Annotated in this window: 13 protein-coding genes and 1 pseudogene; 8 read left to right on the top strand and 6 right to left on the bottom strand. The window is 60.6% G+C overall.

Annotated features, from left to right (window positions below; all coding sequences use genetic code 11):
* Positions 1 to 57 precede the first annotated feature (57 nt).
* The 4 genes from M0814_RS27345 to M0814_RS27330 all read left to right on the top strand — a co-directional run bounded on the left by M0814_RS27345 (position 58) and on the right by M0814_RS27330 (position 7,992).
* Positions 58 to 3,165 carry an efflux RND transporter permease subunit gene (locus tag M0814_RS27345; protein ID WP_103484503.1) on the top strand — a complete coding sequence of 1,036 codons (3,108 nt, stop codon included), beginning with the start codon at positions 58 to 60 and terminating at the stop codon, positions 3,163 to 3,165.
* Positions 3,162 to 4,631 (top strand): efflux transporter outer membrane subunit, encoded by a 1,470-nt coding sequence (locus tag M0814_RS27340; protein WP_103484502.1) that lies wholly within the window; start codon positions 3,162 to 3,164, stop codon positions 4,629 to 4,631. The genes M0814_RS27345 and M0814_RS27340 overlap by 4 nt, the downstream gene beginning before the upstream one ends.
* Before the next feature lie 288 nt (positions 4,632 to 4,919).
* Positions 4,920 to 7,001: an EAL domain-containing protein gene (locus M0814_RS27335; protein ID WP_103484501.1), complete on the top strand. Its 2,082-nt coding sequence runs from the start codon at positions 4,920 to 4,922 to the stop codon at positions 6,999 to 7,001.
* Between the two features lie 244 nt (positions 7,002 to 7,245).
* Positions 7,246 to 7,992, top strand: a complete 747-nt coding sequence (locus tag M0814_RS27330; protein ID WP_003224509.1) for an SDR family oxidoreductase — start codon at positions 7,246 to 7,248, stop codon at positions 7,990 to 7,992.
* Between the two features lie 125 nt (positions 7,993 to 8,117).
* On the opposite strand, the gene mapR is transcribed toward M0814_RS27330, so the two are convergent.
* The 3 genes from mapR to M0814_RS27315 all read right to left on the bottom strand — a co-directional run bounded on the left by mapR (position 8,118) and on the right by M0814_RS27315 (position 11,570).
* The gene (gene mapR / locus M0814_RS27325; protein WP_008087199.1) at positions 8,118 to 9,527 is read right to left on the bottom strand and encodes a GntR family transcriptional regulator MpaR; all 1,410 of its coding nucleotides are present in this window, start codon (positions 9,525 to 9,527) and stop codon (positions 8,118 to 8,120) included.
* 168 nt (positions 9,528 to 9,695) lie between these two features.
* Positions 9,696 to 11,126: a cytochrome c oxidase accessory protein CcoG gene (gene ccoG, locus M0814_RS27320; protein WP_103484500.1), complete on the bottom strand. Its 1,431-nt coding sequence runs from the start codon at positions 11,124 to 11,126 to the stop codon at positions 9,696 to 9,698.
* Positions 11,127 to 11,321: 195 nt separating this feature from the next.
* The gene (locus tag M0814_RS27315; protein ID WP_103484499.1) at positions 11,322 to 11,570 is read right to left on the bottom strand and encodes a DUF3203 family protein; all 249 of its coding nucleotides are present in this window, start codon (positions 11,568 to 11,570) and stop codon (positions 11,322 to 11,324) included.
* A 122-nt stretch (positions 11,571 to 11,692) separates the two neighbouring features.
* Between M0814_RS27315 and M0814_RS27310 the strand changes: the two genes are divergently transcribed.
* Complete coding sequence (locus tag M0814_RS27310; RefSeq protein ID WP_103484498.1) at positions 11,693 to 12,205, top strand: MgtC/SapB family protein; 513 nt, start codon at positions 11,693 to 11,695, stop codon at positions 12,203 to 12,205.
* A gap of 41 nt (positions 12,206 to 12,246) precedes the next feature.
* Here the strand turns inward: M0814_RS27310 and M0814_RS27305 are convergent, their stop codons facing one another.
* Complete coding sequence (locus tag M0814_RS27305) at positions 12,247 to 12,405, bottom strand: hypothetical protein (protein ID WP_003224520.1); 159 nt, start codon at positions 12,403 to 12,405, stop codon at positions 12,247 to 12,249.
* A gap of 217 nt (positions 12,406 to 12,622) precedes the next feature.
* Between M0814_RS27305 and M0814_RS27300 the strand changes: the two genes are divergently transcribed.
* From M0814_RS27300 to glgB, 3 genes are all read left to right on the top strand, one after another.
* Positions 12,623 to 14,620: an alpha-1,4-glucan--maltose-1-phosphate maltosyltransferase gene (locus M0814_RS27300; protein ID WP_103484497.1), complete on the top strand. Its 1,998-nt coding sequence runs from the start codon at positions 12,623 to 12,625 to the stop codon at positions 14,618 to 14,620.
* 183 nt (positions 14,621 to 14,803) lie between these two features.
* Positions 14,804 to 18,145, top strand: a complete 3,342-nt coding sequence (gene treS / locus M0814_RS27295; RefSeq protein ID WP_103484496.1) for a maltose alpha-D-glucosyltransferase — start codon at positions 14,804 to 14,806, stop codon at positions 18,143 to 18,145.
* Positions 18,146 to 18,147: 2 nt separating this feature from the next.
* The gene (gene glgB, locus M0814_RS27290; protein WP_103484495.1) at positions 18,148 to 20,379 is read left to right on the top strand and encodes a 1,4-alpha-glucan branching protein GlgB; all 2,232 of its coding nucleotides are present in this window, start codon (positions 18,148 to 18,150) and stop codon (positions 20,377 to 20,379) included.
* A 147-nt stretch (positions 20,380 to 20,526) separates the two neighbouring features.
* On the opposite strand, the gene M0814_RS27285 is transcribed toward glgB, so the two are convergent.
* The gene (locus M0814_RS27285) at positions 20,527 to 21,309 is read right to left on the bottom strand and encodes an endonuclease/exonuclease/phosphatase family protein (protein WP_103484513.1); all 783 of its coding nucleotides are present in this window, start codon (positions 21,307 to 21,309) and stop codon (positions 20,527 to 20,529) included.
* Between the two features lie 331 nt (positions 21,310 to 21,640).
* Positions 21,641 to 22,403 (bottom strand): annotated as a pseudogene (locus M0814_RS27280) (hypothetical protein); the annotation flags it as partial.

Below are 22,403 nucleotides of genomic sequence, written 5' to 3'. Positions count from 1 at the left end.
CGGCCTCTTCGCGAGCAAGCTCGCTCCCACAGGGGTTGGTGGTTGGAGCTGGCCTGAATGAACCTCTCCGGTCCTTTCATCAAGCGCCCGGTCGCGACCATGCTCCTGAGCCTGGCGATCATGCTGCTGGGCGGTGTCAGCTTCGGCCTGTTGCCGGTATCGCCGCTGCCGCAAATGGATTTCCCGGTGATTGTGGTCCAGGCCAGCCTTCCCGGTGCCAGCCCCGAGGTGATGGCGTCTACGGTGGCGACACCACTGGAGCGCTCGTTCGGCGCGATTGCCGGTGTCAACACCATGAGCAGCCGTTCCAGCCAGGGTTCGACCCGGGTCATTCTGCAATTCGACCTTGACCGCGACATCAACGGCGCGGCGCGGGAAGTGCAGGCGGCGATCAACGCTTCGCGCAACCTGTTGCCGAGCGGGATGCGCAGCATGCCGACCTACAAGAAGGTCAACCCGTCGCAGGCGCCGATCATGGTGCTGTCGCTGACCTCGGACGTGCTGGAAAAAGGCCAGCTCTATGACCTGGCCTCGACCATCCTCTCGCAGAGCCTGTCCCAGGTGCAGGGCGTAGGTGAAGTGCAGATCGGCGGCAGTTCGCTGCCGGCGGTGCGCATCGAACTCGAACCGCAGGCGCTGAACCAGTACGGCGTGGCGCTCGACGATGTGCGCAAGACCATCGCCGGGGCCAACGTGCGCCGGCCCAAGGGCTCGGTGGAAGACAGCGAGCGCCTGTGGCAGATCCAGGCCAACGACCAGTTGGAGAAAGCCAAGGATTACGAATCACTGATCATCCACTACAACAACGGCGCAGCCCTGCGTCTGAAGGACGTGGCCAAGGTCAGCGACGGCGTCGAAGACCGCTACAACAGCGGTTTCTTCAACGATGACGCGGCGGTGCTATTGGTGATCAACCGCCAGGCCGGCGCCAACATCATCGAGACGGTCAACGAGATCAAGGCGCAGTTGCCGGCCCTGCAAGCGGTACTGCCGGCCAGCGTCAAACTGAACCTGGCAATGGATCGCTCGCCAGTGATCAAGGCCACGTTGCACGAAGCGGAAATGACCCTGTTGATTGCCGTGGCACTGGTGATTCTGGTGGTGTTCCTGTTCCTCGGTAATTTCCGCGCCTCGCTGATCCCGACGCTGGCGGTGCCGGTCTCGCTGGTCGGCACCTTCGCGGTGATGTACCTGTATGGCTTCTCGCTGAACAACCTGTCGCTGATGGCGCTGATTCTCGCCACCGGGCTGGTGGTGGACGATGCGATCGTGGTGCTGGAAAACATCTCCCGGCACATCGACGAAGGCGTCAAACCGATGAAAGCCGCGTACCTCGGGGCCAAGGAAGTCGGGTTCACCTTGCTGTCGATGAACGTCTCGCTGGTGGCGGTGTTTCTGTCGATCCTGTTCATGGGCGGGATTATCGAGAGTCTGTTCCGCGAGTTCTCGATCACACTGGCGGCGGCGATCGTGGTGTCGCTGGTGGTGTCCCTGACGCTTACGCCGATGCTCTGCGCGCGCTGGCTCAAACCGCACACCCCGGGTGAAGAAAACCGTTTGCAACGCTGGAGCCGGCGGACCAACGACTGGATGGTCGGCAAATACGCCACCAGCCTCGACTGGGTGTTGCGTCATCGTCGTCTGACATTGCTCAGTCTGTTGATCACGGTCGGGGTGAACGTCGCGCTGTATGTCGTGGTGCCGAAAACCTTCATGCCGCAACAGGACACCGGCCAGTTGATCGGTTTCGTGCGCGGTGATGACGGTCTCTCGTTCAGTGTCATGCAGCCGAAAATGGAAACCTTCCGCCGCGCCGTGCTCAAGGATGACGCGGTGGAAAGCGTCGCCGGGTTCATCGGCGGCACCAACGGCACCAACAACGCCTTTATGCTGGTGCGGTTGAAACCGATCAAGGAGCGTCAGCTCTCGGCGCAGAAAGTCATCGAACGTCTGCGCAAGGAAATGCCCAAGGTTCCCGGCGCCCAGTTGATGCTGATGGCGGATCAGGACCTGCAGTTCGGCGGTGGCCGCGAGCAGACCACTTCGCAATACAGCTACATCCTGCAAAGCGGCGATCTGGGTTCGTTGCGCGAGTGGTATCCGAAAGTCGTCGCCGCGTTACGGGCACTGCCCGAGCTCACGGCCATCGACGCCCGCGAGGGGCGCGGCGCGCAGCAGGTCACGCTGATTGTCGACCGCGATCAGGCCAAACGCCTCGGCGTCGACATGAACATGGTCACAGCGGTGTTGAACAACGCCTACAGCCAGCGGCAGATCTCCACGATCTACGACAGCCTCAATCAGTATCAGGTGGTGATGGAGGTTAATCCGAAGTATGCGCAGGACCCGGTAACGCTCAATCAGGTGCACGTGATTACCGCTGACGGCGCGCGGATTCCGTTGTCGACCATCGCCCATTACGAAAACAGCCTGGAAGACGACCGCGTCAGCCACGAAGGCCAGTTCGCCTCTGAAGACATTTCCTTCGATATGGCCGAAGGCGTGACGGTGGAGCAGGGCAGTGCCGCGATCGAACGGGCGATTGCCAAGCTTGGTCTGCCGGAAGACGTTATCGCGAAAATGGCCGGCACCGCTGACGCCTTTGCCGCGACGCAGAAGAGCCAGCCGTTCATGATCCTCGGTGCGCTGCTGGCGGTGTATCTGGTACTCGGCGTGCTGTATGAAAGCTACATTCATCCGCTGACGATTCTCTCGACCTTGCCCTCGGCTGGCGTCGGCGCGTTGCTGTCGATCTATGCGCTGGGCGGCGAGTTCAGCCTGATCTCGCTGCTCGGGTTGTTCCTGTTGATCGGGGTGGTGAAGAAAAACGCGATTCTGATGATCGACCTGGCGCTGCAACTGGAGCGTCATCAGGGCCTGTCGCCGCTGGAGTCGATCCGCAGCGCCTGCCTGCAACGGCTGCGGCCGATTCTGATGACCACCCTGGCGGCGATCCTCGGCGCCTTGCCGTTGCTGCTCAGCCGTGCGGAAGGTGCGGAAATGCGCCAACCATTGGGCCTGACCATCATCGGTGGCCTGATCTTCAGCCAGGTGCTTACCCTTTACACCACGCCTGTGGTTTACCTCTATCTCGACAAGCTGCGCCACCGCTTCAACCAGTGGCGTGGCGTGCGTACTGACGCCGCTCTGGAAACTCCGCTATGACTGACCGTTCGCTTTTCAATCTGGCCACTGCGCGCGGCTCGCGTCTTTTGAGTCTGTCGCTGTGCGTGGCGATGCTCAGTGCCTGCGCCGTCGGCCCGGACTATCAGCGACCGCAGACCGCCGAGGTCGCGCAATACAAAGAGGCCGAAGGCTGGCGCCAGGCCAATCCGAGCGACTCGCTGGCCCGTGGCGCCTGGTGGGAGTTGTATGGCGATCAGCAGCTCAATGGCCTGATCGAGAAACTCAACAGCTCCAACCAGACGGTGGCGCAATCCGAAGCCCAGTACCGTCAGGCCCAGGCTTTGGTGCGCAGTGCCCGGGGGGCGTTTTACCCGAACGTTGACCTGAGCCTGGGCAAAACCCGCTCCAGCCAGGGCACCGGCAGCAGCAGTTCGAGCCTGAGCAGTTCCGCCAGCGGCATTCGCGACACCTACAATGCGCAGTTGGGCGTGAGTTGGGAAGCGGATATCTGGGGCAAGTTGCGCCGTGGCCTGGAAGCCAACGAGGCCAGCGCCCAGGCGAGCTTCGCCGATCTGGCGGCGATGCGCCTGAGCCAGCAGTCGGAGCTGGTGCAGAATTACCTGCAACTGCGGGTGATCGATCAGCAGAAGAGGCTGCTCGAAGCCACCGTCACGGCTTACGAGAAATCGCTGCAAATGACCCAGAACCAGTACCGTGCGGGCATTTCCGGGCGCGATGCGGTGGCGCAGGCACAGACTCAGCTGAAAAGCACGCAGGCCGATCTGGTGGATCTGATCTGGCAACGGGCGCAGTTTGAGAATGCTATCGCCGTCCTCACCGGGCAGGCGCCGGCCGAGTTCAGCATTGCCGAAACCCAGAGCATTCCGAACCTGCCGCAGATTCCGCTGAGTCTGCCGTCGCAGTTGCTGGAACGCCGCCCGGACATCGCCTCGGCGGAGCGCTCGGTGATTGCCGCCAACGCCAACATCGGTGTGGCGAAAGCCGCGTATTACCCGGATCTGACCTTGAGCATGAGTGGTGGTTACAGCAGCAGTACCTCGAAAAATCTGTTAACGCTACCGAACCGTTTCTGGTCGGTCGGGCCGAAACTGGACTTGCCGATATTCGACGGCGGCATCCGTTCGGCCGAGGTTGACCGTACCGAGGCGGTGTATGACCAGACCGTCGCCAAGTACCGCCAGACCGTACTCGACGGCTTCCGTGAAGTGGAAAACTATCTGGTGCAACTGAAGGTGTATGAAGACGAAGCCGCTGTGCGTCAGGAAGCACTGGAGGCGGCGCGCGACTCGCTGCGTCTGACCCAGAACCAGTACAAGGCCGGGTTGATTGCCTACATCGATGTCGTGGTGGTGCAGGCGACTGCGTTGAACAACGAACGGACTGTCCTCAACATCTTGCAGAGTCGTCTGCTTGCCAGCGTGCAATTGATTGCGGCGCTGGGCGGTGGCTGGGACGGACAACTCGATGTCAGCGACAATCGCTGATCCGTAGGAGCGAGCCTGCTCGTGAAGGCGTCAGTTCGGTCGGCATCTGCGATGAACGTGCTGGCTTTTTCGCGAGCAGGCTCGCTCCCACATCGATCGCGCTGATTGCCTGAATCCTGGGAGTGAGGCCCGGGCCAGAGCCTCGCAAAACCATCAAACAAGCGTTTCATCGGGTTGATGGCAAAATGATTACTTTGTCAGTGCGTTCTTCTGCGCAATCAGTACAATCGCCGCATTTGCCCGGCCGAGAATGGATGCAGTACGGCGCGGGTGGTTGCGAGAATCCCCATGCTCATCGGTAATTATTCCTTCACTCTGGTTTTCATTTCGTTGTGTGTGGCGATTCTCGCGTCCTACACCGCGCTCGACCTGACCGGGCGCATCGCCAGCGCCCGTGGGCGCGCAGTGCATCTCTGGACGGCGGGCGGTGCACTGGCGATGGGGGTTGGCGTGTGGTCGATGCATTTCATCGGCATGCTGGCTTTCAAGCTGCCGATCGATCTGGGCTACGACATGGCGATTACCGCGCTATCGCTATTGATCGCGGTACTGTCCTGCGGGTTTGCCCTGTGGCTGGTCAGTCAGCCGAAACTGCCTGTGTTGCAACTGGCCTTTGGTGCCTTGGTCATGGGCGCCGGCATCAGTGCGATGCATTACACCGGCATGGCTGCGCTGCGCATGACCCCAGGAATCGATTACGACCCGACGCTGTTCGGCGCGTCATTGCTGATCGCGGTGGGTGCTTCGGCAGCGGCGTTGTGGATCGCCTTCCGCTTGCGCCAGCAATCGCCGTATGTGCGCCTGATCCGCGGCGGCGCGGCGGTGATCATGGGCATTGCCATTGTCGGCATGCACTACACCGGGATGGCCGCCGCGCAGTTTCCCGCTGGCAGTTTCTGCGGTGCGACGCTTGACGGGCTCAAGGGCAATGGCCTCGACAATCTGGTGCTGATCACCACGCTGGCGGTGCTGTCGATCGCCTTGCTCACTTCGATTCTCGATGCTCGCCTCGAAGCGCGTACCGCCGATCTGGCGCATTCGCTGACCCTGGCCAACCGTGAACTGACGCAACTGGCGTTGCATGACACCCTGACCGGCCTGCCGAACCGCATGTTGCTGGACGACCGGATCAATCAAGCGATGAAAAAGGTTGAGGAACAGGGCGGCTGTTTTGCGCTGATGTTCATCGATCTGGACGGCTTCAAACCGGTCAACGATGCCTTTGGCCACCACATGGGTGACCAGTTGCTGCGCGAAGTCGGGGTGCGCCTGCGTGAAGACTTGCGCAGCCAGGACACGCTGGCGCGGATCGGCGGCGACGAATTCGTGCTGCTGGTGCGCCTGAGTGAACCCGACGATGCCCTGAGCCTCGCCGCGCGCCAGGTCGGGTTGATCGCCCAGGCCTTCCGCGTGGCCGAGCACGACTTGCAGATATCCGCCAGCGTCGGCATCGCCTTGTACCCGGGCAATGGCCAGAGCGCTCAGGAGCTGTTGATGAACGCCGACGCGGCGATGTATCACGCCAAGGGCGGCGGCAAAAACGGCTACAGCTTCTTTGATGCCTCGATGAATAACAACGCGCGCAAGCAGCTGCAACTGTTGCAGGATCTGCGCGCAGCGCTGGAGCACGGTCAGTTCAGCCTGTATTTCCAACCCAAATTCGACGCGGCCAGCGGTCGTGCGGTCGGCGCTGAAGCGCTGCTGCGCTGGCAACATCCGACCCAGGGCATGTTGCTGCCGGACAAGTTTATCGATCTGGCGGAGAAAACCGGTCTGATCATCGCCATCGGCGAATGGGTGCTCAACGAAGCTTGCCGGCAGATGCGCGAATGGTACGTGCTCGGTTACACCGACTGGCGAATCGCGGTGAACCTCTCGGCGTTGCAGTTCTGCCACGCAGGACTGGTGCGCAGCGTGGCCAAGGCGCTGGCGACGCATCATCTGCCGGCCAACAGCCTGACTCTGGAAATCACCGAAACCACGGCCATGAGCGATGCCGATGCGAGCATGACGGTGTTGCAGGAGTTGTCGGACATGGGCGTCGACTTGTCGATCGACGACTTCGGCACCGGCTACTCGAGCTTGATGTACCTCAAGCGCTTGCCGGCCAACGAGCTGAAGATCGACCGCGGATTTGTCCGTGATCTGGAACACGACAGCGACGACGCGGCCATCGTCTCGGCCATCGTGGCGTTGGGGCAAGCGTTGGGTCTGCGGATCGTCGCCGAGGGTGTGGAGACCGGAATGCAGCAGGACTTCCTCACGCAGTTGGGGTGTGATTCGTTGCAGGGCTATCTGTTGGGGCACCCGATGCCGGCGGATGTGTTCCTACAGAACATTGCCCGTGGAGAGGCTGTGGCGCCTGTCTGACTGCAGTCTGTGGCGAGGGAGCTTGCTCCCGCTGGGGCGCGAAGCGGCCCGCGCTTTTACTCGGTTGTACCGTGTTGGGCGGATTCGCGTCTGCTTCGCAGCCGAGCGGGAGCAAGCTCCCTCTCCACAAAAAACATCTCAGTCTCGTACATGGTTTTGTCTTTGACAGAGCCCATGCAAAACCGCCCAATGGCGGTTATTCTTCCACCCGACTGTTACGTGTGCATTGGGGGGAAGGGCCAGCATGGATAAAGTCATTGTGATCACCGGTGGCGGGCGCGGAATTGGCGCCGCTACGGCGTTGTTGGCTGCCGAGCAGGGCTATCGGATCTGCATCAACTATCAGTCGGATGAACAGGCCGCGCAAAGCGTGCTGGAGCAAGTGCGGGCGCTGGGGGCCCAAGCCATTGCGGTGCGCGCCGATGTCAGTATCGAAGACGAAGTGATCGCGCTGTTTCAGCGGGTCGATACCGAACTGGGTCGGGTCACCGCGCTGGTGAACAACGCTGGCACCGTCGGGCACAAATCGCGGGTCGATGAAATGTCCGAGTTCCGCATTCTCAAAATCATGAAAACCAACGTGCTGGCACCGATCCTCTGCGCCAAACACGCGATCCTGCGCATGTCGCCCAAACACGGCGGGCAGGGCGGCAGCATCGTCAATGTTTCGTCGGTTGCGGCACGCCTGGGGTCGCCCAACGAGTACGTCGACTACGCCGCGTCCAAAGGTGCGCTCGACACCTTCACCATCGGTCTGTCCAAGGAAGTGGCGGGCGAGGGGATTCGCGTCAACGCGGTACGTCCGGGTTATATCTATACCGATTTCCACGCGTTGAGCGGTGATCCGGACCGGGTCAGCAAGCTTGAGTCGGCGATCCCGATGGCCCGGGGCGGGCGGCCGGATGAGGTGGCGGAGGCGATTGTGTGGTTGCTGTCGGACAAGGCTTCCTATGCGACCGGGACGTTTGTTGATTTGGGGGGCGGGCGTTGATCTTTGAGATTTGTATTGGCTGATCCGGCCTCTTCGCGAGCAAGCCCGCTCCCACAGGGTAAACGCATTCCAAAGGTGGGAGCGGGCTTGCTCGCGAAGGCGTCATTGGCAGCAACATCAATCTGTCAGAACGACCGCACAATCCGCCCCAACGTCTCCATCGCTTTCTCCGAGTCCTCGGTCCACGGGCTGCCGTAATTCAACCGGATACAGTTCCGAAATCGCTGGGTCGGCGAGAAGATCGGCCCCGGCGCGATGCTGATGCCCTGCGCCAATGCCATCTGAAACAATTTCAATGAATCCATCTGCGGTGGCAGTTCCAGCCACAGGAAGTAGCCGCCGGCCGGCTGGCTGACGCGGGTCTGCGCCGGGAAGTAGCGGGCAATCGCCGCGAGCATCGCGCTTTGCTGTTCTTCCAGGGCGTAGCGCAGTTTGCGCAGGTGGCGGTCGTAGCCGCCGTGTTGCAGATAGTCGGCGATGGCCGCTTGCGCCGGCATCGAGGCGCACAGCGAGGTCATCAGTTTCAGCCGTTCGATTTTCTGCGCGTAGCGCCCGGCGGCGACCCAGCCGATGCGGTAGCCGGGGGCCAGGCTCTTGGCGAACGAACCGCAGTGCATCACCAGTCCTTCCGTGTCGAAGGCCTTGGCCGGTTTCGGTGCTTGCTGGCCGTAATAGAGTTCGGCGTAGACGTCGTCTTCGATCAGCGGCACCTGATGCCGGCGCAGCAGTTCCACCAGTTCCTGTTTCTTCGCCTCAGGCATGGTCGCGCCCATCGGGTTCTGGAAACTGGTCATGCACCAGCAGGCCTTGATCGGATGCCGTTCAAGCGTTTGCGCCAGTACACCGAGGTCGATGCCGTCACGCGGGTGCACGGGGATTTCCACGGCTTTGAGCTTCAAGCGCTCCAGCACTTGCAGGCTGGCATAGAACGCCGGGGCTTCGATGGCCACCAGATCGCCCGGTTCGGTGACCGCTTGCAGGCACAGGTTCAGCGCTTCGAGGGCGCCGTTGGTGATCAGCAGTTCTTCCATCGGCAGCATCAGCCCGCCGACCATGTAGCGCAGGGCGATCTGCCGGCGCAGTTGCGGATTGCCCGGCGACATGTCGGTGACCACCATGCGCGGGTCCATCTCCCGCGCCGCACTGGCCAGCGAACGCGACAGGCGCTGCAACGGGAACAGCGTCGGGCTGGGGAATGCCGAGCCGAAGGGCACGGTGCTCGGATCCTTGATCGATTCCAGTACCGAGAACACCAGTTCGCTGACGTCGACTTCGGTGGAGTCGTTGACGTGGCTGCTGATCACCGGCTCGGAAAACGGGCTCGGTGCGTGGGTGTTGACGAAGTAGCCGGAGCGCGGCCGCGCGCGGATCAGACCGCGACGTTCGAGCAGGTAATAGGCCTGGAACACTGTGGACGGGCTGACCCCGTAGGTCTGGCTGGCGTAGCGCACCGAGGGCACCCGTTGCCCGGGGCCGAGGACGCCGGAGCGGATCAGTTCAGCGATGTCGTCGGCGAATTTTTCGTAGCGTTTCATCGGTATCCCGCGATGGACTGAATTCGGATTGCTTTTTGTGGCGAGGGAGCTTGCTCCCGCTGGGCTGCGTAGCGGCCCCAAAAGCTTGTGAGTGCTACGCACTCAAGCGGGAGCAAGCTCCCTCGCCACAGGTATCGCAGTGTCAAAAGAGGACAGCATCTTAAAGGCTCAGCGATTCATCGGCGCCACAAACCTGCTTTTCGCCACGCTATAAATCTCAGGCTCGTCGCTGTCGGCGATCTTGAAGCTCAAGGTCTGCGAGCTGCTGGCCGGGCGCTCCGTGGTCATCGCCACCGACACCGGCACATCGACGATCTCCCCCGGCGCCAGGCTCAGCTCGGTCTTGCCCTGCAACTGGAAGCCGTCGCCATCCACCAGGCTCAGGTTGTAGTCCTGACGCTGCTGGGTCTTGTTGATGACCTTGAGGGTGTAGATGTTCTCGATCTGGCCCTGACCGTTTTCGCGGAACAGCCCTCGGTCCTTGGTCACGTCGAGCGAGACCATCGGCCGTTCGACCAAGGCCAGCGCCAGGGCGCCGATCATCACCAGCAGCACCGCGACGTAGCCGATCAGCCGTGGCCGCAGCAGATGGGTCTTGCCGCCCTGCAATTCACGCTCGGAACTGTAGCGAATCAAACCGCGCGGGTAGTTCATCTTGTCCATGATCGAATCACAGGCGTCGATGCATGCCGCGCAGCCGATGCATTCCATCTGCAAGCCATCGCGGATGTCGATGCCGGTCGGGCAGACCTGCACGCACAACTGGCAGTCGATGCAATCGCCGAGGCCGGCCTCGGCGGGCTTCACGTCACGTTTGCGCGGGCCACGGTTTTCGCCACGGGCGACGTCGTAGGAAATCGCCAAAGTGTCTTTGTCGAACATCACGCTCTGGAACCGCGCATACGGGCACATGTGCATGCACACCGCTTCGCGCAGCCAACCGGCGTTGATGTAAGTGGCGGCGGTGAAGAACAGCACCCAGAACAGGCTGACCCCGCCGATTTGCAGGGTGAACAGTTCTTCGGCGAGCGGACGGATCGGCGTGAAGTAGCCGACGAAGGTCAGCCCGGTCAGCACGCTGATCGCCAGCCACAGGGTGTGCTTGGCCGCGCGCCGCGCCAGTTTGTTCAGGCTCCAGGGCGCCGCTTGCAGTTTGATCCGTTGGTTGCGCTCGCCTTCGGTGACCTTCTCGCACCACATGAATATCCATGTCCAGGAACTCTGTGGGCAGGTGTAGCCGCACCAGACCCGGCCGGCGAACACGGTGATGGCGAACAGGCCGAACGCGGCAATGATCAGCAGCGCCGAGAGCAGGATGAAATCCTGCGGCCAGAAGGTCGCACCGAAGATGTGAAATTTGCTTTCGGCCAAGTCCCACAGCACGGCCTGACGACCGCCCCAGTTCAGCCACACGGTGCCGAAGAACAGCAGAAACAGAAATCCCGCGCCGCTCATGCGCAAGGTGCGGAACAGGCCGGTGAAACTGCGGGTGTGGATGTGATTGTCGGTGGAGCCGGCCTTCGCCTTCATCGGGCGACCAGGCACATTTTTTATGGTGGGGCTTGCTTCTACGGTTCGGACGGGGATTTGTTCGCTCATGGTCGTTCGCTCATCAGCCTCCATCAGGCGGATGAACTATGAGCGCCGAACTGTTTGCATAACAGGCTCAGCTATTTGAATAAAAAGCGTATCAGATGGCTTCTGACCCACGCCCTGCGACAACTTGAAGCAGCCCGCAGACGCAGGCGCAAACGCCTATCGCAGGCGTCTGCGCCGGGTGTTGATCAGGGTCAGTCAAATCACCGAATCACTCTCGTCGGCCTTCAGATGCTTGCGACCATCCTTTGCGCCGGCGACGGTCAAGGCATCAGCTTCCGCTTCGGTGATGTAAACGCGCCGACTTTCAATTTCCACAAACGACATGGCCTTTTCACTATCTGTTTTGACTTCCAGCGTGTCGCAAATGCGAATTTCCTCGCCATTTTCAACGGTGAAAAAACACACTTTTGCTTCGGGATTGGATTCATCGATTCGAACGGGCATGGGGCTGTCCTTTTTTCTCGGGTGTCTGAAAGGTTAGGGCGCGCGCTTTGCCGATCGTTCTGCGCAACTGATTAATGGTCGCTGCTGTCCATCCACTGACGACATAAAAAAAGGACGGAGCGATGAACGCTTGGTGGGATGAAGTGTGGGAAACGCTGCAAGCAGAATTCGCTGACGTCGGCGATGCCTCGCAACTGACACGCATCACCGTGCGCCTGTTGATGGCAGCAGTGCTGGGCGGGATTCTCGGTTTTGAACGTGAGCACAAGGGCAAGGCCGCTGGGGTGCGCACGCACATGCTGGTGGCGCTCGGTGCGGCGTTGTTTGTGCTGGTGCCGCAGACTTCAGGGGCTGAATCCGATGCGATGAGTCGGGTGTTGCAGGGGGTTATCGCCGGGATCGGCTTCTTGGGTGCCGGGACGATTCTGAAAAATCAGGAAGGCGATGAAGGCCATGTCAGAGGGCTGACCACGGCGGCCGGGTTGTGGATGACAGCGGCAATCGGGGTGGCGGCCGGCCTGGGCAGGGAGGCGACTGCGTTGCTTAGCACGTTGTTGGCGTTGGGGGTTTTCAACGTGATGCCACGAGTGGTCAGGTTGTTCGAGAAGAATGACGAGAAAAACCAACACCTGTAACCGATCGTTCCCATGATGGATGGAAACGATCGATCGGGTCCTTAGACTATCACCGGCGGCATCGTCGTCGGCGGCTCTTCCTTCGGCGGTGGCGTGGTGCCCGGTGGTTCCTGTTCGGGGATCGGCTGCGGCTCGGTCTCGGGCAGCGTGGGTTTGTCGATGTTCGGATCAGGCGTTTCGGCCGGGATCGGGATGTTCATCTGTAGACCTCCGTGTGGCACATGGCGTGAGAAGTGCTTAAGTGGATTGACCACCGTGTGATGAATTCGATCCGCTTTTTTGTCCAGGCAAATCCCTGTGAACTTTTCCCCGCGCCGGTCGCTCGGAACCTAAGTCAGTTCAAGTCGGGGCCGGTGCCTCGTTGTGACCACCGATCCGGCACAAGAGCGTCCTTGGGGCGTTAAGGAGAGATGCTCGATGTCTGCTGAAAAACCTTCAGAGCAGAGCTACAACCCGCATATGCCGCTGTCGCAGGCGTTGCTGCTGCCGCGCATCGTGATTGAAAACACCATGCCGACTCTTGATGGCGGCCAGTTTGCGGTCAAGTCGATTGCCGGTCGCGACGTCGTCGTCACCAGCAAAGTGTTTGCCGACGGCCACGACAAGCTCGCGGTGCGCATCCGCTGGCACGAGGAGGGCGCAGAGGCCTGGCAGAGCGAGGTCATGAACGACCTCGGCAACAACAGTTGGGAGGGGCGCTTTCGCCCCGAGCATCAAGGACGCTTTGTGTTTTGCGTCGAGGCCTGGATCGATCACTTCGCCAGTTTCCAGTATGAACTGGAGAAAAAGCACAACGCCGCCGTCCCGGTTTCATTGGAGCTGCAGGAAGGCCGCAGCATGGTGCAGCAGGCCGCCGAGCGCAGCGAAGGTCAGCTCAGCGAACAACTCGCCGCGTTGCATCATGAATTGTCCGGCCTGCTCGAAACCGAGCAGGTGGCGCTGTTTCTGCACCCGCGCAGTGCGCAATTGATGGCGCAGGCCGATCACCGCGCCTACTTTAGCCTGAGCGCCGAGTTCCCGATGGACGTCGAACGTGAACTGGCCGAGTTTGCCAGTTGGTACGAGCTGTTTCCGCGCTCGATCACCGACGATCCCAACCGTCACGGCACCTTCAACGACGTGCACGCGCGTCTGCCGATGATTCAGGACATGGGCTTTGATGTGCTGTATTTCACGCCCATTCACCCGATTGGCCGCGCCCACCGTAAGGGCCGCAACAATTCACTGACCGCTGGCCCCGATGATCCGGGCAGTCCGTACGCGATCGGCAGCGAGGAGGGTGGTCATGAGGCGATTCACTCGCAGCTCGGTACCCGCGAAGACTTCCGCCGGTTGGTCGCTGCTGCCGCTGAGCATGGTCTGGAAATCGCCCTCGATTTCGCCATCCAGTGTTCCCAGGATCACCCGTGGCTCAAGCAGCATCCGGGCTGGTTCAACTGGCGCCCGGACGGCACGATCAAATATGCGGAAAACCCGCCGAAGAAATATCAGGACATCGTCAATGTCGACTTCTATGCGCCGGAGGCGATTCCCAGTCTGTGGGTCGAGCTGCGCGATATCGTCATTGGCTGGGTCAACGAGGGTGTGAAGATCTTTCGCGTCGACAATCCGCACACCAAGCCGCTGCCGTTCTGGCAATGGCTGATCGCCGATGTGCGGGCGCTGCACCCGGAGGTGATCTTCCTCGCCGAGGCATTCACCACACCAGCGATGATGGCGCGCCTGGGCAAGGTCGGTTACAGCCAGAGCTACACCTATTTCACCTGGCGCAACAGCAAGTCCGAGCTGGCGAGCTACTTCACCGAACTCAACGAGTCGCCGTGGCGCGAATGCTACCGGCCGAACTTCTTCGTCAATACCCCGGACATCAACCCGACGTTCCTGCATGAGTCGGGGCGACCGGGGTTTCTCATCCGCGCGGCGCTGGCGACCATGGGCTCGGGTCTGTGGGGCATGTATTCCGGTTATGAGCTGTGCGAAGCGGCGCCGGTACCGGGCAAAGAGGAATACCTCGATTCGGAGAAGTACGAGATCCGCGTCCGCGACTTCAATGCGCCGGGCAACATCATTGCCGAAATCGCTCAGCTCAACCGCATCCGCCGGCAGAACCCGGCGCTGCACACGCATCTGGGGCTGAAGGTCTACAACGCGTGGAACGACAACATTCTGTACTTCGGCAAGCGCAGCTTTGACGGCAGCAACTTCATTCTGGTGGCGGTGAGCCTCGATCCGCACAACGTGCAGGAGGCGAATTTCGAACTGCCGCTGTGGGAGATGGGCCTGTCCGACGACGCAACGACCCACGGTGAGGACTTGATGAACGGGCATCGCTGGGACTGGCATGGCAAGTACCAGTTCATGCGGATTGACCCGGCGTATCAGCCGTTCGGGATTTGGCGGATTACTGCCGCGTAAGGTCGTGCACAGAACCTTGTGGCGAGGGAGCTTGCTCCCGCTCGGCTGCGCAGCAGTCGTAACCCAAGTGAACGCGGTGCATCAGAACAAATGCAATGGGGCTGCTTCGCAACCCAGCGGGAGCAAGCTCCCTCGCCACAGGTATTAGCCGCGTGGCTTTCCAGAATTCAGCAGGAGTTTCACATGGCGAAGAAACCCAAGGCAGCCACCTTTATCAAAGACCCGCTCTGGTACAAGGATGCGGTGATTTATCAGGTTCACGTCAAATCGTTTTTCGACTCCAACAATGACGGGATCGGTGACTTTCCCGGCCTGATCGCCAAACTCGATTACATCGCCGATCTCGGCGTCAACACTATCTGGCTCTTGCCGTTCTATCCCTCGCCCCGTCGCGACGACGGTTACGACATTGCCGAATACCGCGGCGTGCACAGCGACTACGGAACCATGGCCGACGCCAAGCGCTTCATCGCCGAGGCGCACAAGCGGGGTTTGCGGGTGATCACCGAGCTGGTCATCAACCACACCTCGGATCAGCACCCGTGGTTCCAGCGGGCGCGCAAGGCCAAGCCTGGCTCGGCGGCGCGCGACTTCTACGTGTGGTCGGATGACGACCAGAAATACGACGGCACGCGGATCATCTTCCTCGACACCGAGAAGTCCAACTGGACCTGGGATCCGGTCGCCGGTCAGTACTTCTGGCACCGTTTCTATTCGCACCAGCCCGACCTGAATTTCGACAACCCGCAAGTAATGAAAGCCGTGCTGTCGGTGATGCGCTACTGGCTGGACATGGGCATCGACGGCCTGCGTCTTGACGCGATTCCGTACCTGATCGAGCGCGACGGCACCAACAACGAAAACCTGCCGGAGACCCACGACGTCCTCAAGCAGATCCGTGCCGAGATCGATGCGAATTACCCTGACCGCATGCTGCTGGCCGAAGCCAACCAATGGCCGGAAGACACCCAGCTGTACTTCGGTGACACCGATGCCGAGGGCGTCAACGGTGACGAATGTCATATGGCGTTTCACTTCCCGCTGATGCCGCGCATGTACATGGCGCTGGCCCAGGAAGATCGCTTCCCGATCACCGACATTCTGCGGCAAACCCCCGAGATTCCGGCCAACTGTCAGTGGGCGATCTTCCTGCGTAACCACGATGAGCTGACGCTGGAGATGGTTACCGACAAGGAGCGCGACTACCTGTGGAATTACTACGCCGCTGACCGTCGCGCGCGGATCAACCTAGGTATTCGCCGGCGTCTGGCGCCGTTGATGGAGCGTGACCGCCGCCGCGTGGAATTGCTCAATAGCCTGCTGTTGTCGATGCCGGGCACGCCGACCCTGTATTACGGCGATGAAATCGGCATGGGCGATAACATCTACCTCGGCGACCGCGACGGCGTGCGCACGCCGATGCAATGGTCGATCGACCGCAACGGCGGTTTCTCCCGCGCCGATCCGGCCAGTCTGGTGCTGCCGCCGATCATGGATCCGCAATATGGTTATCTGTCGGTCAACGTCGAAACCCAGGCCGGCGACCCACATTCGCTGCTCAACTGGACCCGCCGCATGCTCGCCGTGCGCAAGCAGTCCAAGGCCTTCGGTCGTGGCACGCTGAAAATGCTTTCGCCGAGCAACCGACGGATTCTGGCCTACACCCGCGAATTCACCGACGCCGACGGCAAGCACGAAATCATCCTCTGCGTGGCCAACGTCTCGCGCAGCGCGCAGGCGGCGGAACTCGATCTGTCGGCCTACGTCGGCATGGTCCCGGTGGAGATGCTTGGCGGTAACGCATTCCCGCCGATCGGCCAACTGAATTTCCTGCTGACTCTGGCACCGTACGGTTTCTACTGGTTCGCCCTGGCTGCGGAAAACCAGATGCCGAGCTGGCACGTGGAACCGGCGCAGAGCCTGCCGGACTTCACCACGCTGGTGCTGAAAAAACGCATGGAAGAATTGCTCGAAGCGCCGACCCGCAATACCCTGGAGCAGGGCATTCTGCCGAGCTGGCTGCAGAACCGCCGCTGGTTCGCCGGCAAGGACGCAGCCATCGAGCAGGTCAATCTGGCCTACGGCGTGCGCTTCGGCGATGCGCAGCATCCGGTGCTGCTCAGCGAGATCGAAGTCACCAGCGCCGGGCAGACCAGCCGCTATCAACTGCCGTTCGGCTTCATCGCTGAAGATCAGGTCGGGCCGGCGTTGCCGCAGCAACTGGCGTTGTCACGCGTACGTCGCGGGCGTCAGGTCGGTCTGATTACCGATGCCTTCAGCCTCGAAACGTTTGTGCACGCGGTGTTGCAAGGCATGCAGAGCGCCACCGTGCTCCACTCCGAACAGGGCGAGATTCGTTTTGCGCCGACTGCGAAGCTGGAAAAACTCGGCCTCGGTGCCGAGTCGGAAGTGCGCTATCTGTCGGCCGAGCAGTCGAACAGTTCGGTGGTGATCGGCAACAGTCTGGTGCTGAAGCTGATCCGCAAGGTCGCCTCAGGTGTGCATCCGGAACTGGAAATGAGTGCGTACCTGACCGAGGCCGGCTTCGAGAACATCTCGCCGCTGCTCGGCTCGGTGATCCGGCGCGATAGCGCTGGCGAAGACAATCTGCTGATGATCGCCCAAGGCTATCTGAGCAATCAGGGCGATGCCTGGGAATGGACGCAGAACAACCTCGAACGAGCGTTGCGTGATGAACTGGCCGACTCGATGTCCGAGCAGGAGCAGCACTACAACGCCCTCGGCGAACTGAAGGACTTTGCCGGCATGCTCGGCCAGCGTCTGGGTGAAATGCACCAGGTGCTGGCGGCGCCAACCGACAACCCCGACTTCGCCCCGCAAACCACCAGTGCCAAGGATGCTCAAGCGGCCGGCAAGGACGTTGCGGCGCAGGTCGAGCATGCCTTGAAGCTGCTCAAGCAACATCAAAGTCATCTGAGTGCGGCGGATCAGAAGATGGTCGCGCGGCTGCTGGACAACAAAAAGGTCATCCTCGGCCATGTGCAGGAACTCGCGCAAAAAGCCGTGGGCGGCTTGCGTATCCGTGTCCACGGCGACTTGCACCTGGGTCAGGTGCTGGTGATCAAGGGCGATGCTTACCTGATCGACTTCGAGGGTGAACCGGCACGGCCGCTGCACGAGCGGCGTGGCAAACACAGTCCGTACAAAGACGTCAGCGGCGTGCTGCGCTCCTTCGATTACGCAGCGGCGATGACCATCAACGTGCACAACGTCGATCACAGTCCAGAGTCCGAAGCGGCCCGCCATCGGGTTGCCGAGCGCTATCTGCGTGAGGCGCGCGAGGCATTTGTTCAGGCATATCGCCAAGCGGCAGCTAGTCTTGATCATGCCTGGCAGGATCCTGCGGGTGCCGACGCTGCGCTTGCGCTGTTCGGCCTGGAGAAGGCGGCCTATGAAGTGGCCTATGAAGCCGAAAATCGCCCCACGTGGCTGCCCGTGCCGTTGCACGGTTTGTATGGGTTATTGACAGGGCTTAAAGCCTTTTCCGATCTTGGTGGAGAGTAGTCATGAGTTTCTCGAACAAGGAACAGGGTCACGCTAAAGAAGCGTTACTGCCGGCGGCGCAGGACATCGACGCGCTGGTGCGCGCCGAACATCACGACCCGTTTTCCATTCTCGGTCCGCACGGCGATGGTGCCGGCGGGCAGTTCATCCGAGCTTATCTGCCGGGTGCGTTGAAAGTTGAAGTGCTGGACAAGGACAGCGGCGAAGAGCGCGGTGAACTGACCGCCACCGAAACCCCGGGGCTGTTTGTCGGCCACTTCGCGCAGGCGCGGCCGTATCTGTTGCGCACCCGTTGGGCCGGCGGCGAGCAGGTGGCGGAAGATCCCTACAGCTTCGGTCAGTTGCTCGGCGAAATGGATTTGTATCTGTTCGCCGAAGGCAATCACCGTGATCTGAGCAGCTGCCTCGGCGCGCAATTGACTACGGTCGATGGCGTCGACGGCGTGCGTTTTGCCGTGTGGGCGCCGAATGCCCGGCGGGTGTCGGTGGTCGGTGACTTCAACGTGTGGGACGGTCGCCGCCATCCGATGCGCCTGCGCCATCCATCCGGGGTCTGGGAGTTGTTCATTCCGCGCCTGCAGGCGGGGGAGTTGTACAAGTACGAGATCCTTGGCGCCCACGGCATCCTGCCGTTGAAGGCCGACCCGATGGCCCTGGCTACCAGCCTGCCGCCGGACACCGCCTCGAAAGTCGCCGCACCGTTGCAGATCAATTGGCAGGATCAGGACTGGATGAACGGCCGCCGCGAGCGGCAGAAGCATTCCGCGCCGCTGTCGATCTACGAATTACATGCCGGATCGTGGCAATGCGAGCTGGACGATCTGGGCGAAGTCGCCCGCCAGTACACTTGGCCGGAACTGGCCGAACGCCTGATTCCTTACGTCAAGGAACTGGGTTTCACCCACATCGAATTGATGCCGATCATGGAGCACCCGTTTGGCGGCTCATGGGGTTATCAATTGCTCTCGCAATTCGCCCCGAGTGCCCGATACGGCACGCCGGAGCAGTTCGGTGAGTTCGTCGACGCCTGCCACCGCGCCGATATCGGTGTGATTCTCGACTGGGTGCCGGCGCATTTCCCTACCGATACCCACGGTCTGGCGCAGTTCGACGGCACGGCGTTGTACGAATACGGCAACCCGCTGGAGGGCTTCCATCAGGACTGGGACACGCTGATCTACAACCTGGGGCGCACCGAAGTCCACGGCTACATGCTGGCGTCGGCGCTGCACTGGTTGAAGCATTTCCACATCGACGGTTTGCGCGTGGATGCGGTGGCCTCGATGCTCTATCGCGACTATTCGCGCAAGGCCGGCGAATGGGTGCCGAACCGTCACGGCGGGCGCGAGAATCTGGAAGCCATCGATTTCCTTCGCCACTTGAATGACGTGGTCGAGCTGGAAGCCCCGGGGGCGCTGGTGATCGCCGAGGAGTCCACCGCATGGCCGGGCGTCAGCCAGAGCACGCAGCAGGGCGGCCTCGGTTTTGCCTATAAATGGAACATGGGCTGGATGCACGATTCGCTGCACTACATCCAGCAGGACCCGGTGTACCGCGCGCACCATCACAACGAATTGAGTTTTGGCCTGGTTTACGCCTGGTCCGAGCGTTTCATCCTGCCGATTTCCCACGACGAAGTGGTGCACGGCAAGCATTCGCTGATTGACAAGATGCCCGGTGACCGTTGGCAGAAATTTGCCAACCTGCGCGCCTACCTGAGCTTCATGTGGACCCATCCGGGCAAGAAACTGTTGTTCATGGGCTGCGAATTCGGCCAGTGGCGTGAGTGGAATCACGATCAGCAACTGGACTGGTACCTGCTGCAATACTCGGAACACAAAGGCGTGCAGAAACTGGTCGGCGACCTCAATCGCCTGTACCGCGAGGAACCGGCGCTGCACGATCAGGACGATGCGCCGCAGGGTTTCCAGTGGCTGATCGGCGATGACGCGATCAACAGCGTGTACGCGTGGCTGCGCTGGAGCAAGGACGGCAAACCGGTGCTGGTGGTGGCCAACTTCACCCCGGTGCCGCGTCAGTCGTACCGGGTCGGCGTACCGTTCGCCGGACGCTGGAACGAAATGCTCAACAGCGATGCTGACACCTACGCCGGGTCCAACTATGGCAATGGTGGCGGGGCGTTTACCGAAGAGGTGGCGAGCCATGGCCAGTCGCTGTCGCTGGAGTTGAATCTGCCGCCGCTGGCGGTGCTGATTCTCAAGCCGGAGGGCTAGTCCAGCCACCGCTAACCCTGTGGGAGTGAGCTTGCTCGCGAAGAGGTCGGAACATTCAACATCTCTGTTGCCTGATCCGCCGTCATCGCGGGCAAGCCTGCTCCCACAGGTGTTTTCGGTGATCCGGGGATCGCTGCCGCAGCAGGATTACAGGTGCACTTCCACCGCCAGCGGCAAGTGGTCCGACAGGTGCGTCCACGGCTTGTTGCCGAGGATCTGCGGGTCGTGACTGCTGGCATTGCGCAGGTAAATACGGTCCAGGCGCAGCAGTGGAAAACGCGCGGGGTAGGTCTTGGCCGGACGACCGTGGTGGCGTTCGAAGGCTTCGTGCAGATAATCGCGGCGGGCCAGGGCGACATTGCCCTGCAACTGCCAGTCGTTGAAGTCGCCGGCGATGATCACCGGCGCATCGTCGGGCAATGATTCGAGCAACTGGCAAAGCAGCTGCAACTGCAATTGGCGATGACTTTCCAGCAGACTCAGGTGCACGCAGATCGCGTGGACTTCGGCGTGCCCCGGCACGTCCAGCACACAGTGCAGCAAGCCGCGGCGCTCGGGGCCGGTGATCGACACGTCGAGATTGCGGTATTCACGGATCGGGTATTTCGACAGCAGAGCATTGCCGTGGTGGCCATCGGGATAAACCGCGTTGCGCCCGTAGGCGAAATCGCTCCACATGCTGTCGGCGAGAAATTCGTATTGCGAGGTTTGCGGCCATTCGTTGTAGCGATTGGAATGCCGCTCGTGTTCGCCCACCACTTCCTGGAGAAACACCAGATCGGCCGAGGTGCTGCGCACCGCTTCACGCAGTTCCGGCAGGATGAAGCGCCGGTTGAGGGCGGTAAAACCCTTGTGGGTATTGACCGTCAGCACACGCAAGCGATGGATGACGGAGGCGTCGACGGCGTGACGCTTGGGATCGCTGGACACGTTCACTCCTCTGAAAAAACGGCTTCCTTCTCATGCGACTGATGCAGTGGGGTGGCAGTTCCTTCCAGATGCCTCAGGCCGTAATACAAATCTCGGAGCCGCCAGGAAACCTGTGGGAGTGGGCTTGCTCGCGAAGGCGTTCGACCGGACAACAGCAAAATCTGTAATACCCCGAACATTTCAGATCAAAAAAAAGATTGTGTAGTCTGTGATTCGTATCTATCGGTGTAAGTAAAATACGATTGATTGTGTGGAAAACAAAAAGGAGGAGGATTAATTAATCCTCCTCCTTTTTGTTTGCTGCTTTCCGCCATTATTTACTTTTGCGAGGTCATAGGCGGAATATGAAATTATCAAAGGAGACCGCGTTGTTGCCAGTTGTGACAATCATTTTTTGTATTCCATCTTTCTGAAATTCAAGGAACGCTACTGCCTCAGAATGCGATGTTAATAGTGGTTTTTCGCCTAGCGGTCTGTTGTTTGAATCATAAAATTTCGCTACTGTCCCTGGGAGGTAGGAGCCTGCGTAGTTGAACGATATATATGAGTAAGCATGCCTGAATGTAAGTGTAATCGTTTTGGGGCCACCATTTATCATTAAGGATTCCCCGGAGAAAGGTCGTGGGTATCGAAGGTCGTAGAAGATAAATATGTCTTGTCCTTGCCCTGGAGTGCGCTCAATTGTCATTGAGGGAATATCCAATCTTGTTGGGTGACTTTCACTCATGTTGTCAAAATTCTCACTCAGTATGGGGAGCGATACGATGACTACCCACGCAGCCGACACCTGCCCACTGCCATACAGCGCGGTGGCGGTGAAGCTATGATCGTCCACGCTCAAGCCTGTCATGGTCAGTTCCCACAGGCCGGTTGTCAGGTTAACCGTCGCTTCACCTTTGACGGTGTTGCCATCCTTGATCTGGACTTTCTGACCCTTGGCGCCGGCCCCTGACGCCGTGACCGTGGTATCGACGGTGGTCCCGCCTTTGGCAATCGCGACCCCTTTGGAGTCTATGGTCTTGGTAATGGTCGGCGCGGTATTGGCCGTTACAGTCAACGTCCATGCCGCCGACACCTGCCCACTGCCATACAGA

Source organism: Pseudomonas sp. MWU12-2020 (genome assembly GCF_023100605.1).
GTDB classification, from domain to species: domain Bacteria; phylum Pseudomonadota; class Gammaproteobacteria; order Pseudomonadales; family Pseudomonadaceae; genus Aquipseudomonas; species Aquipseudomonas fluorescens_H.
Note: the sequence above shows the minus strand (reverse complement) of the source record. Positions and strands in the feature narration are given on the sequence as shown.